28 protein-coding genes are annotated in these 13,553 nt (G+C 59.5%); all 28 read left to right on the top strand.

Going from position 1 to position 13,553, the window contains the following annotated elements:
- On the top strand, positions 1–220 hold a 220-nt coding region (locus B7G54_RS32445; protein ID WP_043289797.1), incomplete at its 5' end, for an EF-Tu C-terminal domain-related protein.
- 290 nt (positions 221–510) lie between these two features.
- Complete coding sequence (gene rpsJ, locus B7G54_RS32440) at positions 511–822, top strand: 30S ribosomal protein S10 (RefSeq protein WP_004199280.1); 312 nt, start codon at positions 511–513, stop codon at positions 820–822.
- Positions 823–999: 177 nt separating this feature from the next.
- Positions 1,000–1,650, top strand: coding sequence for a 50S ribosomal protein L3 (rplC, locus tag B7G54_RS32435; protein ID WP_006482922.1), 651 nt, complete (start codon positions 1,000–1,002; stop codon positions 1,648–1,650).
- The gene (gene rplD, locus B7G54_RS32430; protein WP_011350675.1) at positions 1,650–2,270 is read left to right on the top strand and encodes a 50S ribosomal protein L4; all 621 of its coding nucleotides are present in this window, start codon (positions 1,650–1,652) and stop codon (positions 2,268–2,270) included. Before rplC ends, rplD begins: the two co-directional genes overlap by 1 nt.
- Positions 2,267–2,581, top strand: coding sequence for a 50S ribosomal protein L23 (gene rplW / locus B7G54_RS32425; RefSeq protein ID WP_004199275.1), 315 nt, complete (start codon positions 2,267–2,269; stop codon positions 2,579–2,581). Before rplD ends, rplW begins: the two co-directional genes overlap by 4 nt.
- A gap of 2 nt (positions 2,582–2,583) precedes the next feature.
- A complete protein-coding gene (gene rplB, locus B7G54_RS32420; protein ID WP_006482900.1) occupies positions 2,584–3,411 on the top strand; it encodes a 50S ribosomal protein L2 in 828 nt (275 codons plus the stop codon).
- 10 nt (positions 3,412–3,421) lie between these two features.
- Entirely contained in the window at positions 3,422–3,697 is a 276-nt protein-coding gene (rpsS, locus tag B7G54_RS32415; RefSeq protein WP_004199273.1) for a 30S ribosomal protein S19, read from the top strand.
- A gap of 12 nt (positions 3,698–3,709) precedes the next feature.
- Positions 3,710–4,039, top strand: a complete 330-nt coding sequence (gene rplV, locus B7G54_RS32410) for a 50S ribosomal protein L22 (protein ID WP_004199272.1) — start codon at positions 3,710–3,712, stop codon at positions 4,037–4,039.
- An 11-nt stretch (positions 4,040–4,050) separates the two neighbouring features.
- A complete protein-coding gene (rpsC, locus tag B7G54_RS32405; protein ID WP_006482899.1) occupies positions 4,051–4,851 on the top strand; it encodes a 30S ribosomal protein S3 in 801 nt (266 codons plus the stop codon).
- Positions 4,852–4,853: 2 nt separating this feature from the next.
- Entirely contained in the window at positions 4,854–5,270 is a 417-nt protein-coding gene (gene rplP, locus B7G54_RS32400; RefSeq protein WP_006482873.1) for a 50S ribosomal protein L16, read from the top strand.
- 9 nt (positions 5,271–5,279) lie between these two features.
- Complete coding sequence (rpmC, locus tag B7G54_RS32395; RefSeq protein ID WP_006400652.1) at positions 5,280–5,474, top strand: 50S ribosomal protein L29; 195 nt, start codon at positions 5,280–5,282, stop codon at positions 5,472–5,474.
- Positions 5,471–5,743 (top strand): 30S ribosomal protein S17, encoded by a 273-nt coding sequence (gene rpsQ / locus B7G54_RS32390; RefSeq protein ID WP_006477189.1) that lies wholly within the window; start codon positions 5,471–5,473, stop codon positions 5,741–5,743. The genes rpmC and rpsQ overlap by 4 nt, the downstream gene beginning before the upstream one ends.
- A 309-nt stretch (positions 5,744–6,052) precedes the next feature.
- Complete coding sequence (gene rplN, locus B7G54_RS32385; RefSeq protein WP_006482918.1) at positions 6,053–6,421, top strand: 50S ribosomal protein L14; 369 nt, start codon at positions 6,053–6,055, stop codon at positions 6,419–6,421.
- Positions 6,422–6,430: 9 nt separating this feature from the next.
- On the top strand, positions 6,431–6,739 hold the full coding sequence (rplX, locus tag B7G54_RS32380) for a 50S ribosomal protein L24 (protein ID WP_006477187.1): 309 nt from the start codon (positions 6,431–6,433) through the stop codon (positions 6,737–6,739).
- Positions 6,740–6,755: 16 nt separating this feature from the next.
- Positions 6,756–7,295 (top strand): 50S ribosomal protein L5, encoded by a 540-nt coding sequence (gene rplE / locus B7G54_RS32375; RefSeq protein WP_006477186.1) that lies wholly within the window; start codon positions 6,756–6,758, stop codon positions 7,293–7,295.
- 7 nt (positions 7,296–7,302) lie between these two features.
- Positions 7,303–7,608, top strand: coding sequence for a 30S ribosomal protein S14 (gene rpsN, locus B7G54_RS32370; protein ID WP_006482884.1), 306 nt, complete (start codon positions 7,303–7,305; stop codon positions 7,606–7,608).
- Positions 7,609–7,622: 14 nt separating this feature from the next.
- Positions 7,623–8,018, top strand: a complete 396-nt coding sequence (rpsH, locus tag B7G54_RS32365; RefSeq protein ID WP_006477185.1) for a 30S ribosomal protein S8 — start codon at positions 7,623–7,625, stop codon at positions 8,016–8,018.
- A gap of 18 nt (positions 8,019–8,036) precedes the next feature.
- Positions 8,037–8,567, top strand: a complete 531-nt coding sequence (rplF, locus tag B7G54_RS32360; protein ID WP_085042828.1) for a 50S ribosomal protein L6 — start codon at positions 8,037–8,039, stop codon at positions 8,565–8,567.
- A 12-nt stretch (positions 8,568–8,579) separates the two neighbouring features.
- A complete protein-coding gene (gene rplR / locus B7G54_RS32355; protein WP_006477183.1) occupies positions 8,580–8,945 on the top strand; it encodes a 50S ribosomal protein L18 in 366 nt (121 codons plus the stop codon).
- Between the two features lie 14 nt (positions 8,946–8,959).
- Complete coding sequence (rpsE, locus tag B7G54_RS32350) at positions 8,960–9,478, top strand: 30S ribosomal protein S5 (RefSeq protein WP_006752931.1); 519 nt, start codon at positions 8,960–8,962, stop codon at positions 9,476–9,478.
- Positions 9,479–9,493: 15 nt separating this feature from the next.
- Positions 9,494–9,676 carry a 50S ribosomal protein L30 gene (gene rpmD, locus B7G54_RS32345; RefSeq protein ID WP_006400644.1) on the top strand — a complete coding sequence of 61 codons (183 nt, stop codon included), beginning with the start codon at positions 9,494–9,496 and terminating at the stop codon, positions 9,674–9,676.
- Between the two features lie 26 nt (positions 9,677–9,702).
- Entirely contained in the window at positions 9,703–10,137 is a 435-nt protein-coding gene (gene rplO, locus B7G54_RS32340; protein ID WP_006477180.1) for a 50S ribosomal protein L15, read from the top strand.
- A 42-nt stretch (positions 10,138–10,179) separates the two neighbouring features.
- On the top strand, positions 10,180–11,529 hold the full coding sequence (secY, locus tag B7G54_RS32335) for a preprotein translocase subunit SecY (protein WP_011655761.1): 1,350 nt from the start codon (positions 10,180–10,182) through the stop codon (positions 11,527–11,529).
- Between the two features lie 7 nt (positions 11,530–11,536).
- Positions 11,537–11,755 carry a translation initiation factor IF-1 gene (infA, locus tag B7G54_RS32330; RefSeq protein WP_004521905.1) on the top strand — a complete coding sequence of 73 codons (219 nt, stop codon included), beginning with the start codon at positions 11,537–11,539 and terminating at the stop codon, positions 11,753–11,755.
- A gap of 20 nt (positions 11,756–11,775) precedes the next feature.
- Complete coding sequence (gene rpmJ, locus B7G54_RS32325) at positions 11,776–11,892, top strand: 50S ribosomal protein L36 (protein WP_004199844.1); 117 nt, start codon at positions 11,776–11,778, stop codon at positions 11,890–11,892.
- Positions 11,893–11,930: 38 nt separating this feature from the next.
- Complete coding sequence (gene rpsM / locus B7G54_RS32320; RefSeq protein WP_006477178.1) at positions 11,931–12,296, top strand: 30S ribosomal protein S13; 366 nt, start codon at positions 11,931–11,933, stop codon at positions 12,294–12,296.
- Between the two features lie 28 nt (positions 12,297–12,324).
- Entirely contained in the window at positions 12,325–12,726 is a 402-nt protein-coding gene (gene rpsK / locus B7G54_RS32315) for a 30S ribosomal protein S11 (RefSeq protein WP_085042827.1), read from the top strand.
- Positions 12,727–12,880: 154 nt separating this feature from the next.
- Positions 12,881–13,504: a 30S ribosomal protein S4 gene (gene rpsD, locus B7G54_RS32310; RefSeq protein WP_011350679.1), complete on the top strand. Its 624-nt coding sequence runs from the start codon at positions 12,881–12,883 to the stop codon at positions 13,502–13,504.
- Positions 13,505–13,553: the final 49 nt, after the last annotated feature.

Genomic DNA, 13,553 nt, shown 5'->3' with positions numbered 1-13,553 from the left:
GTTCTTCAACAACTACCGTCCGCAGTTCTACTTCCGTACGACGGACGTGACGGGCTCGATCGAGCTGCCGAAGGACAAGGAAATGGTGATGCCGGGCGACAACGTGTCGATCACGGTGAAGCTGATTGCTCCGATCGCGATGGAAGAAGGTCTGCGCTTCGCAATCCGCGAAGGCGGCCGTACGGTCGGCGCCGGCGTCGTCGCCAAGATCATCGAGTAAGTAATATCGACGATCCGCGGATCCCGGCGGGGTCCGCGATTCCGCGGTATGCAGTCCGTACCGCCGAAACCGGGTGTCCAGCTTGCGCTGGCACCCGGTTTTGTTTTTCCGTCACGCCAAAGCGCGGGGCGAGAAACTCGCACCACCGCTTCAGAATTTCGTGTAGAATCGCGGGCTTAGCAGTGGAAGTACCATCCGGAACCTGATGTCTCGCTCCCCGCAGGCGTCATGTTTCACGTTCTTTTAGTGTCCGGCGATGCAACATCGCCTCGCTCTTTCAAGGAATCGTCATGCAGCAACAGAAAATCCGTATTCGCCTGAAGGCTTTCGATTATCGTCTGATCGATCAATCGGCTGCCGAAATCGTCGATACCGCGAAGCGGACTGGCGCAATCGTCCGTGGCCCGGTGCCGCTGCCGACGCGCATTCAGCGTTTTGACATCCTGCGTTCGCCGCACGTCAACAAGACGTCGCGCGATCAGCTCGAAATCCGCACCCACCAGCGCCTGATGGACATCGTCGATCCGACCGACAAGACGGTTGACGCGCTGATGAAGCTCGACCTGCCGGCTGGCGTCGACGTGGAAATCAAGCTGCAGTAAGGCTTCCAGCGCCGATCGGCTTGCCGGGTGGCGCTAAGTCTTTGATTGCTTGCGGAAAACGCGAGGGCGGGCTATAATGCTTGGCTTTTCGCGTATTCGCGTAAAAAAGTTGGGCCTTGCGTGCCCGGCATTTTGTAAATCAGCCCCGACCAATCGCAGTCGGGAATGGAGAAAATGATGAGCCTTGGACTCGTAGGTCGCAAGGTTGGCATGACCCGTATCTTCACGGCGGAAGGGGATTCGATTCCCGTCACCGTGCTGGACGTGTCGGACAACCGCGTGACGCAGATCAAGACTGTTGAAACCGACGGCTACACGGCCGTGCAGGTTGCATTCGGCTCCCGTCGCGCATCGCGCGTGACGAAGCCGCTGGCAGGTCATCTCGCCAAAGCCGGTGTCGAAGCCGGTGAAATCCTCAAGGAATTCCGCATTGACGCGGCCAAGGCAGCTGAGCTGTCGAATGGCGCCGTGGTCGGTGCAGATCTTTTCGAAGTGGGCCAGAAGGTCGACGTGCAAGGCGTGTCGATCGGTAAGGGCTACGCCGGTACGATCAAGCGTTACAACTTCTCCTCCGGCCGTGCGACGCACGGTAACTCGCGCTCGCACAATGTGCCGGGCTCGATCGGTATGGCGCAGGATCCGGGTCGCGTTTTCCCGGGTAAACGCATGACGGGTCACATGGGTGACGTGACGGTGACGGTGCAGAACCTCGAAATCGCTCGTATCGACGCAGAGCGCAAGCTGCTGCTCGTGAAGGGTGCGATTCCGGGCGCGAAGGGCGGCAAGGTCTTCGTGACGCCGGCCGTCAAGACCAAGGGGGCGAAATAATGGAACTCAAGCTCCTGAACGAAAATGGTCAGGAAGGTGCAGTGGTCAACGCATCGGACGTCGTGTTCGGTCGTGACTACAACGAAGCGCTGATCCACCAGGTCGTCGTTGCTTACCAGGCGAATGCTCGCCAGGGTAACCGCGCACAGAAGGATCGTGAGCAAGTCAAGCACACGACCAAGAAGCCGTGGCGCCAGAAGGGTACGGGCCGCGCTCGTGCCGGTATGTCGTCGAGCCCGTTGTGGCGTGGCGGTGGTCGTATCTTCCCGAATTCGCCGGAAGAAAACTTCTCGCACAAGGTCAACAAGAAGATGCATCGCGCAGGTCTCTGCTCGATCTTCTCGCAGCTGGCCCGTGAAGGCCGCCTGTCGGTCGTCGAGGACATCATCCTCGAAGCGCCGAAGACCAAGCTGCTGGCCGAAAAATTCAAGACCATGGGTCTCGACTCCGTGCTGATCATCACCGACACGGTTGACGAAAACCTGTACCTGGCATCGCGCAACCTGCCGCACGTGGCAATTGTCGAGCCGCGCTACGCTGACCCGCTGTCGCTGATCTACTTCAAGAAAGTGCTGGTCACGAAGGCTGCGGTCGCCCAGATCGAGGAGTTGCTGTCATGAGCGAGATTCGCAAGAACGATCATCGTTTGATGCAGGTCCTGCTCGCACCGGTGATCTCGGAAAAGGCGACGCTGGTTGCCGACAAGAACGAGCAAGTCGTGTTCGAAGTCGCACCGGATGCCACGAAGCAGGAAGTGAAGGCGGCTGTCGAGCTGCTGTTCAAGGTTGAAGTTGATTCGGTCAACGTGCTGGTTCAGAAGGGCAAGCAAAAGCGCTTTGGCCGTTCGATGGGCCGCCGCAAGGACGTGAAGAAGGCGTACGTTTGCCTGAAGCCCGGCCAGGAAATCAACTTTGAAGCGGAGGCCAAGTAATCATGGCAATCGTTAAAGTTAAGCCGACTTCGCCGGGTCGCCGCGCGATGGTCAAGGTGGTCAACAAGAACCTGCACCAGGGCAAGCCGTTCGCGGCACTGCTCGACTCGCAGAGCTCGACCGCCGGCCGTAACAACAACGGTCGTATCACCACGCGTCACAAGGGTGGTGGTCACAAGCAACACTATCGTATCGTCGATTTCCGTCGCACGAAGGATGGCATCCCGGCAAAGGTCGAGCGTCTCGAGTACGACCCGAACCGTAGCGCGAACATCGCGCTGGTGCTCTACGCAGACGGCGAACGTCGCTACATCATCGCCCCGAAGGGTCTGACCGTCGGCCAACAGCTGATGTCGGGTTCGGAAGCGCCGATCCGTGCAGGCAACACGCTGCCGATCCGCAACATTCCGGTCGGTACGACGATCCACTGCATCGAGATGCTGCCGGGCAAGGGCGCGCAAATGGCGCGTTCGGCTGGTACGTCGGCCATGCTGCTGGCACGTGAAGGCGTCTACGCGCAGGTTCGTCTGCGTTCGGGCGAAATCCGCCGCGTGCACATCGAGTGCCGTGCGACGATCGGTGAAGTCGGTAACGAAGAGCATAGCCTGCGCCAGATCGGCAAGGCTGGCGCGAACCGCTGGCGCGGTATCCGCCCGACGGTGCGCGGCGTTGCGATGAACCCGGTTGATCACCCGCACGGTGGTGGTGAGGGCAAGACGGCTGCAGGTCGCGATCCGGTTAGCCCGTGGGGTACGCCGGCTAAGGGTTATCGCACCCGTAGCAACAAGCGCACGACGACGATGATCGTCCAGCGCCGTCACAAGCGTTAAGGAGTAGGCAATGGCACGTTCTGTTAAAAAAGGTCCGTTCTGCGACGCCCATTTGCTGAAGAAAGTTGAGGCGGCTGCAGCTTCGCGCGACAAAAAGCCGATCAAGACCTGGTCGCGTCGCTCGACGATTCTGCCGGATTTCATCGGCCTGACGATCGCTGTTCACAACGGCCGTCAACACGTTCCGGTGTACATCTCGGAAAACATGGTCGGCCACAAGCTTGGCGAGTTCGCACTGACCCGTACGTTCAAGGGTCACGCAGCCGACAAGAAGGCCAAGAAATAAGGGGCAATCAAGATGGAAGTGAAAGCAATTCATCGCGGTGCCCGCATCTCGGCGCAAAAAACGCGCCTTGTGGCTGACCAGATCCGCGGTTTGCCGGTCGACAAGGCGCTGAACGTTCTGACGTTCTCGCCGAAGAAGGCGGCTGGCATCGTGAAGAAGGTTGTGCTGTCGGCAATCGCGAATGCGGAGCACAACGAAGGCGCCGATATCGACGAGCTCAAGATCAAGAGCATCTACGTCGACAAGGCTGCATCGCTCAAGCGTTTCACCGCGCGCGCCAAGGGCCGCGGTAACCGCATCGAGAAGCAATCCTGTCACATCACTGTGACGGTCGGGAATTAAGGAGCCATACGATGGGACAGAAAATTCATCCGACTGGCTTCCGCCTGGCTGTCAGCCGCAATTGGGCTTCGCGTTGGTACGCGAACAACAACAATTTCGCGGCGATGCTGCAGGAAGACATCGGTGTTCGTGAATACCTGAAGAAGAAGCTGAAGAACGCTTCGGTCGGTCGGGTCGTCATCGAGCGTCCGGCGAAGAACGCGCGCATCACGATTTACAGCTCGCGTCCGGGTGTAGTCATCGGCAAGAAGGGCGAGGATATCGAGCAGCTGAAGACGGAACTGCAACGCCGCATGGGCGTGCCGGTTCACGTCAACATCGAAGAGATCCGCAAGCCGGAAACCGATGCTCAGCTGATCGCTGACTCGATCACGCAACAGCTCGAGCGCCGGATCATGTTCCGTCGCGCGATGAAGCGTGCGATGCAGAACGCGATGCGTCTGGGTGCTCAGGGCATCAAGATCATGAGCGCGGGCCGTCTGAACGGTATCGAAATCGCTCGTACGGAGTGGTATCGCGAAGGTCGCGTGCCCCTTCACACGCTGCGTGCTGATATCGACTACGCGACCTCGGAAGCGAAGACGACCTACGGGATCATCGGCGTCAAGGTGTGGGTTTACAAGGGCGATACGCTCGGCCGCAACGACGCACCGGTGGTGGAAGAAGTAGCCGAAGACAAGCGTCCGCGTCGCAATGCGCGTCCGGGCGACCGTCGTCCGCGCCGTGACGGCGAAGGCGGCGCTCCGGGTGCTCGTCGTGGCGCACCGCGCCGTGGCGCCGGCAAGCCCGAAGACGGCAAGACTGGAGAATAACGATGCTGCAACCGAAACGCAGAAAGTATCGTAAAGAGCAGAAGGGTCGTAACACCGGCAAGGCGACGCGCGGCAACGCAGTGTCGTTCGGTGAATTCGGCCTGAAGGCTATCGGTCGCGGTCGTTTGACCGCACGCCAGATTGAAGCGGCGCGTCGTGCAATGACGCGTCACATCAAGCGTGGCGGCCGCATCTGGATCCGGATCTTCCCGGACAAGCCGATTTCGCAGAAGCCGGCCGAAGTGCGTATGGGTAACGGTAAGGGTAACCCGGAGTACTACGTCGCCGAGATTCAGCCGGGCAAGATGCTCTATGAAATGGACGGCGTAACCGAAGAACTGGCACGCGAAGCGTTCCGTCTGGCTGCAGCCAAGCTGCCGCTGAAGACGGCGTTCATCGTGCGCCAGCTCGGCGCCTAAGGAGAAAATATGAAGGCTTCCGAACTTCTCCAGAAAGACCAGGCCGCGCTCAACAAGGAGCTGGCGGACCTGCTGAAGGCGCAATTCGGCCTGCGCATGCAACTCGCGACCCAGCAGCTCACGAACACGAGCCAGCTGAAGAAGGTTCGTCGCGACATCGCACGTGTGCGGACCGTCATGACTCAGAAGGCGAACCAGAAATGAACGATAGCGTGAAAACCTCGCTGAAGCGGACGCTGGTCGGTCGGGTCGTCAGCAACAAGATGGACAAGACCGTCACCGTGCTGATCGAGCACCGCGTCAAGCATCCGATCTACGGCAAGTATGTCGTGCGCTCGAAGAAGTACCACGCGCACGATGAAGCGAACACCTACAACGAAGGCGATCTCGTCGAAATCCAGGAAACTCGTCCTGTTTCGAAGACGAAGGCCTGGACGGTGTCGCGCCTCGTCGAAGCAGCTCGCGTCATCTAAGCGGGCGGTGCAGTAGGCAGTAACAGGCACTTCTCCGCGAAGTGCTTGAAATCGCAAAGTTTTTGCTTGCGTGACCAGGATTATTTGTTATAATCCTGGTCTTCCCTCTTTATGGGAGCCCCGTCGCGGGCGAAGTTGGTGGGGGAAGCGGACTGGCGCCTGCCTGTCCGAAAGATTCACCGAATTGCGATGGCGGGTTTCGTTTGCCGTCGCTGCTGTTCCAACCCAAGCAGCCGATTGGCTGACGGGACCAAGACTGACCGAATGCATCATGGTGGTGCATCCGGATTAAGTTGGGAAAGACAAACCATGATCCAGACCGAATCTCGGCTCGAAGTAGCCGACAACACGGGTGCACGCGAAGTTCTGTGCATCAAGGTGCTCGGCGGCTCGAAGCGTCGTTATGCCGGCATTGGCGACATCATCAAGGTGAGCGTCAAAGAGGCAACGCCGCGCGGGCGCGTGAAGAAAGGCGAAATCTACAACGCCGTGGTGGTTCGCACCGCCAAGGGCGTGCGCCGTCAAGACGGCTCGCTGATCAAGTTCGACGGCAACGCCGCTGTGCTTTTGAATAACAAGCTCGAGCCGATCGGCACCCGTATCTTCGGGCCGGTCACGCGTGAGCTGCGTAGCGAACGATTCATGAAGATCGTTTCGCTGGCGCCGGAAGTGCTGTAAGGAGTCGCGATGAACAAGATTCGCAAAGGTGACGAAGTCATCGTCGTCACTGGCAAAGACAAGGGCAAGCGCGGCGTCGTGCTGGCTGTCGGTGCAGAGCATGTGACGGTTGAAGGTATCAACCTCGTCAAGAAGCATGTGAAGCCGAACCCGATGAAGGGTACGACGGGCGGCGTGGAAGCGAAGACGATGCCCCTGCATATTTCGAACGTCGCACTGGTCGACGCGAATGGCAAGGCGTCGCGTGTTGGCATCAAGGTCGAGGAAGGCAAGAAGGTTCGCTTCCTGAAGACGACCGGTGCCGTACTGAGCGCCTGACGCAGCGGAGTAAAAAATGGCTCGTTTTCAAGAGTTTTACAAAGAAAAGGTTGTGCCCGGCCTGATCGAGAAGTTCGGTTACAAGTCGGTCATGGAAGTGCCGCGCATCACCAAGATCACGCTGAACATGGGTCTTGGCGAAGCGATCGCTGACAAGAAGATCATCGAGAACGCCGTTGGCGACCTCACGAAGATCGCTGGTCAGAAGCCGGTCGTGACGAAGGCGCGCAAGGCAATCGCAGGCTTCAAGATCCGCCAGGGTTACCCGATCGGCGCGATGGTGACGCTGCGTGGTCAAGCGATGTACGAATTCCTCGACCGTTTCGTGACCGTTGCCCTGCCCCGCGTGCGTGACTTCCGCGGCGTGTCGGGTCGTGCTTTCGATGGCCGTGGCAACTACAACATCGGTGTGAAAGAGCAGATCATTTTCCCCGAAATCGACTACGACAAGATCGACGCACTGCGTGGGCTGAACATCAGCATCACGACGACTGCGAAGACCGACGACGAAGCAAAGGCTCTGCTCGCCAGCTTCAAGTTCCCGTTCAGAAACTGAGGTTACCGTGGCTAAACTGGCACTGATCGAACGTGAAAAGAAGCGCGCCCGCCTGGTCGCGAAGTTCGCAGCGAAGCGCGAAGCGCTGAAGGCGATCGTCGAAGACCAAAGCAAGTCGGAAGAAGAGCGCTACGAAGCACGCCTTGAGCTGCAGCAACTGCCCCGCAACGCAAACCCGACTCGCCAGCGTAATCGCTGCGCGATCACGGGCCGTCCGCGTGGCACGTTCCGTAAATTCGGCCTCGCGCGTAACAAGATTCGTGAAATCGCATTCCGTGGCGAGATTCCTGGCCTGACCAAGGCGAGCTGGTAATAGGAGAAACGTAAATGAGCATGAGTGATCCTATCGCCGATATGCTGACTCGCATCCGCAACGCGCAGATGGTCGAGAAGGTATCGGTCGCGATGCCCTCGTCGAAGGTCAAGGTTGCAATCGCGCAAGTCCTGAAGGACGAAGGTTATATCGACGATTTCGCCGTCAAGGCGGAAGGTGCGAAGTCCGAACTGAATATCGCGCTGAAGTACTACGCAGGTCGCCCGGTCATCGAACGCCTCGAGCGCGTGTCGAAGCCTGGCCTGCGCGTGTACCGCGGCCGTAACGACATTCCTCAGGTCATGAACGGCCTGGGTGTGGCAATCGTGTCGACGCCGAAGGGCGTGATGACCGACCGCAAGGCGCGCGCTACCGGCGTCGGCGGCGAAGTCATCTGCTACGTTGCTTAAAGCCGAGGAGAGAGAAACATGTCTCGAGTAGGTAAGAGCCCGATCGCGCTGCAAGGCGCGGAAGTCAAGCTGGCCGACGGTGCAATCACCGTCAAGGGCCCGCTGGGCACCATCACGCAAGCGATCAATCCGCTCGTGAACGTGGCGAACAACGACGGCACGCTGAATCTGTCGCCGGTCAACGAAAGCCGCGAAGCAAATGCACTGTCGGGCACGATGCGCGCGATTATCGCGAATGCCGTGCACGGCGTGACCAAGGGTTTCGAGCGCAAGCTGACGCTGGTTGGCGTCGGTTATCGTGCGCAAGCGCAAGGCGACAAGCTGAACCTGTCGCTGGGTTTCTCGCACCCGGTGGTGCACCAGATGCCGGAAGGCGTCAAGGCTGAAACCCCGACGCAAACCGAAATCGTGATCAAGGGGATCAACAAGCAACAAGTCGGTCAAGTGGCTGCGGAAGTTCGCGGTTACCGTCCGCCGGAGCCCTACAAGGGCAAGGGCGTGCGCTATTCCGACGAGGTTGTGATCCTCAAAGAAACGAAGAAGAAGTAAGGGTGCGCAATCATGGATAAGACTCAATCTCGCCTGCGCCGCGCTCGCCAGACGCGTATCAAGATCGCTGAGCTGCAGGTCGCGCGTCTCGCCGTGCATCGCACGAACACGCACATCTACGCTCAAGTGTTCTCGCCCTGCGGCACCAAGGTGCTCGCCAGCGCGTCGACGCTCGAAGCGGAAGTGCGCGCTGAACTGGCCGACAAGTCGGGCAAGGGCGGCAACGTTAATGCCGCGACGCTGATCGGCAAGCGTATTGCCGAGAAGGCAAAGGCTGCCGGCATCGAATCCGTCGCCTTCGACCGCTCGGGCTTCCGCTACCATGGCCGCGTCAAGGCGCTGGCTGAGGCAGCTCGCGAAGCTGGGCTCAAGTTCTAAGGAAGGAATTCGTCATGGCAAAGATGCAAGCGAAAGTTCAGGCTGACGAGCGCGACGACGGCCTTCGCGAAAAGATGATTTCGGTCAACCGCGTGACCAAGGTCGTGAAGGGTGGCCGTATTCTCGGCTTCGCCGCACTGACCGTGGTTGGCGACGGCGATGGCCGCATCGGTATGGGCAAGGGCAAGGCGAAGGAAGTGCCGGTCGCTGTCCAGAAGGCAATGGAACAAGCTCGCCGCAACATGTTCAAGGTGCCGCTCAAGAACGGCACGCTGCAACACGAAGTGCACGGCAAGCATGGCGCATCCGCTGTCCTCCTCGCTCCGGCGAAGGCAGGTACGGGCGTGATCGCCGGCGGCCCGATGCGCGCAGTGTTCGACGTGATGGGCGTTCAGAACGTCGTGGCGAAGAGCCACGGTTCGACGAACCCGTACAACCTCGTTCGCGCCACGCTGGACGGTCTGCGCAAGCAGTCCACCCCGGCAGACATCGCGGCGAAGCGCGGCAAGTCCGTCGAAGATATTTTGGGCTAAGCCCGGGTGGTCACCATGTCTGAAAAAACTGTCAAGGTTCAGCTCGTTAAGAGCCTGATCGGGACCCGCGAATCGCACCGCGCGACCGTGCGTGGCCTGGGCCTGCGCCGACTCAACTCGGTCAGCGAGCTCCAGGACACGCCGGCGGTCCGCGGCATGATCAACAAGGTCTCGTACCTCGTTAAGGTCATCGCGTAAGCGGCCCTACGGATCAAGGAGTTGATATGGAATTGAATAACCTGAAGCCGGCAGCTGGTGCCAAGCACGCCAAGCGTCGCGTCGGCCGTGGCATCGGTTCGGGCCTCGGCAAGACGGCTGGCCGTGGTCACAAGGGTCAGAAATCGCGTTCGGGCGGCTTCCACAAAGTCGGTTTCGAAGGCGGTCAGATGCCGCTGCAACGTCGTCTGCCGAAGCGCGGCTTCACGTCGCTGACGAAGGAATTCGTCGGTGAAGTGCGCCTGAGCGACCTCGAGAAGCTGCCGGTCGATGAGATCGATCTGCTCGCACTGAAGCAAGCCGGCCTGGTCGGCGAGCTGACGAAGAGCGCAAAGATCATCGCGACGGGCGAACTGAAGCGCAAGATCGTCGTGAAGGGTCTCGGTGCCACCAAGGGTGCGCGCGCTGCGATCGAAGCGGCTGGCGGTTCGTTCGCCGAGTGACACGCGTAGCGCGTCGTCACTTGCATTCATCGGAGAAGGTACTTGGCTAACAGCCCGAGTCTTGCAAAACCCGGTCGAAGCACGGCGAAATTCGGCGATCTGCGCCGGCGAGCGATGTTCCTGCTCCTGGCGCTGATCGTCTATCGCATCGGCGCGCACATTCCCGTGCCGGGCATCGATCCGGATCAACTGGCTAAGCTGTTCCAGAGCCAGGCGGGCGGCATCCTGGGCATGTTCAACATGTTCTCGGGTGGCGCGCTTTCCCGCTTCACGATCTTTGCGCTGGGGATCATGCCGTACATCTCGGCGTCGATCATCATGCAGTTGCTGGCGATTGTTTCGCCGCAACTCGAGGCGCTGAAGAAGGAAGGGCAGGCAGGGCAACGGAAGATCACGCAGTACACGCGGTATTTCACCGTGGTGCTCGCGACCTTCCAGGCGTTCGGTATCGCGGCTGCGCTGGAAAACCAGCCGGGCCTCGTCATCGATCCCGGCATGCTGTTCCGTCTGACGACGGTCGTGACGCTGGTAACCGGCACGATGTTCCTGATGTGGCTCGGCGAGCAGATTACCGAGCGTGGTCTGGGCAACGGTATCTCGATCATCATCTTCGGCGGGATCGCAGCAGGGTTCCCGAATGCCGTCGGTGGGTTGTTCGAGCTGGTGCGTACGGGTTCGATGAGCATCATTTCGGCGATCATCATCGTCGTTCTGATTGCCGCGGTGACTTACCTGGTCGTGTTCATCGAACGCGGTCAGCGCAAGATCCTCGTGAACTACGCGAAGCGCCAGGTCGGCAACAAGATCTACGGTGGGCAGTCGTCGCATCTGCCGCTGAAGCTGAACATGTCGGGCGTGATTCCGCCGATCTTTGCATCGTCGATCATTCTGTTCCCGGCAACGATTCTCGGCTGGTTCAGTACCGGTCAGCCGACGGGAAGCTGGATTTCCAATACGTTGCATAACGTTGCGGAAGCGCTGAAGCCGGGCCAGCCGGTCTATGTGCTGCTGTACACGCTGGCGATCGTGTTTTTCTGCTTCTTCTACACCGCACTGGTGTTCAACAGCAGGGAAACCGCAGACAACCTGAAGAAGAGCGGCGCGTTTGTTCCGGGCATCCGTCCGGGCGATCAGACTGCACGATATATCGACCGCATCCTCACGCGTCTGACGCTGGCCGGTGCGATCTACATCGTCTTCGTGTGTCTGCTGCCGGAATTCCTGGTGCTGCGCTGGAACGTGCCGTTTTATTTTGGTGGAACGTCGCTGCTGATCATTGTCGTCGTCACGATGGACTTTATGGCGCAGGTGCAGTCGTACGTTATGTCGCAACAGTATGAGTCGCTGCTCAAGAAGGCTAACTTCAAGGGCGGCAACATCCCGATGCGTTGAAAGGACTATGGCCAAAGACGATGTAATCCAGATGCAGGGTGAGGTGATCGAAAACCTCCCGAATGCGACCTTCCGTGTGAAGCTGGAAAACGGCCATGTCGTGTTGGGGCATATTTCCGGAAAGATGCGGATGCACTACATCCGCATTCTCCCCGGCGACAAGGTGACGGTTGAATTGACGCCTTACGATCTGTCTCGTGCGCGGATCGTGTTCCGGGCGAAGTGATTTGAAAAAAGGGTATTATCATGAAAGTGATGGCATCGGTTAAGCGCATTTGCCGCAATTGCAAGATCATCAAGCGCAAAGGCGTCGTTCGCGTGATCTGCAGCTCGGATCCGCGCCACAAGCAGCGCCAAGGCTGACCGCGCGTTTGTTTGCGCTTTTTGTTTGAGGAAAAACAATGGCTCGTATCGCAGGGGTTAACATCCCGAATCACCAGCACACCGAGATCGGCCTGACGGCAATCTTTGGTGTCGGCCGCACCCGTTCGCGCAGCATTTGCGTGGCAGCTGGCGTCGATTTTTCGAAGAAGGTCAAGGACTTGACCGACGCAGACTTGGAAAAGCTGCGTGAAGAAGTGGGCAAGTTTGTCGTCGAAGGCGATCTGCGCCGTGAAGTGACGATGAACATCAAGCGCCTGATGGACCTCGGTTGCTACCGTGGTGTTCGTCATCGCAAGGGCCTGCCGATGCGCGGTCAGCGTACGCGTACGAACGCACGTACTCGCAAGGGTCCGCGTCGTGCAGCGCAAGCGCTGAAGAAGTAAGCGGAACTGACAGTTACAGGAAAACGTAATGGCTAAGGCTTCGAACACCGCGGCGCAACGCGTTCGCAAGAAGGTTAAGAAGAACGTCGCTGAAGGCGTGGTTCACGTTCACGCGTCGTTCAACAACACGATCATCACGATCACCGATCGCCAAGGCAACGCACTGGCATGGGCGACGTCGGGCGGCCAGGGCTTCAAGGGCTCGCGCAAATCGACGCCGTTCGCTGCTCAGGTCGCAGCCGAGTCGGCTGGCCGCGTCGCATTGGAATACGGCGTGAAGAATCTGGAAGTGCGGATCAAGGGCCCGGGCCCGGGTCGTGAGTCGGCAGTGCGCGCACTGCACGGCCTCGGCATCAAGATCACCGCGATTTCGGACGTCACCCCGATTCCGCACAACGGCTGCCGCCCGCCGAAGCGTCGTCGTATCTAAGAATGTGCTGGCACGTACGTGCTAGCACATTGCCTGTCGCCGCGTAGCGTCGACGGGCGTTGCTTTTTTGATTGACTAAGCCCACCGTTCGCCCCAAAGGGAGCGGACTAGCGCGGATTTCGATCCGCGTGACTGATTGATAAAGGAATGCAAAGTGGCACGTTATATCGGCCCCAAAGCCAAGCTGTCCCGCCGTGAAGGCACCGACCTGTTCCTGAAGAGCGCACGCCGCTCGCTCGCCGACAAGTGCAAGCTCGACAGCAAGCCGGGTCAGCACGGCCGTACCTCGGGCGCACGTACGTCCGACTACGGTACGCAGCTGCGCGAAAAGCAGAAGGTCAAGCGTATCTACGGCGTGCTGGAGCGTCAGTTCCGCCGCTACTTCGCTGAAGCCGACCGCCGCAAGGGCAACACGGGTGAAAACCTGCTGCAACTGCTCGAGTCGCGTCTCGACAACGTCGTGTATCGCATGGGCTTCGGCTCGACCCGCGCTGAAGCGCGTCAGCTGGTGAGCCACAAGTCGATCACCGTGAACGGCGTCGTCGCGAACGTCCCGTCGCAGCAAGTGAAGTCGGGTGACGTCGTCGCGATCCGCGAAAAGGCGAAGAAGCAGGCGCGTATCGTCGAAGCGCTGTCGCTGGCCGAGCAAGGCGGCATGCCGAGCTGGGTTGCAGTCGATGCGAAGAAGTTCGAAGGCACGTTCAAGCAAATGCCGGAACGCGCTGAAATCGCAGGCGACATCAACGAAAGCCTGATCGTCGAATTGTATTCGCGTTAATCCGATTGACGGCCGAGGTACCCCGATTGCGTTGCGCAAGGAGGGGCCT

Origin of the sequence: Burkholderia puraquae (assembly GCF_002099195.1) — a bacterium.
Classification (GTDB): Bacteria; Pseudomonadota; Gammaproteobacteria; order Burkholderiales; family Burkholderiaceae; genus Burkholderia; species Burkholderia puraquae.
This window is presented reverse-complemented; position numbering and strand designations above follow the sequence as displayed.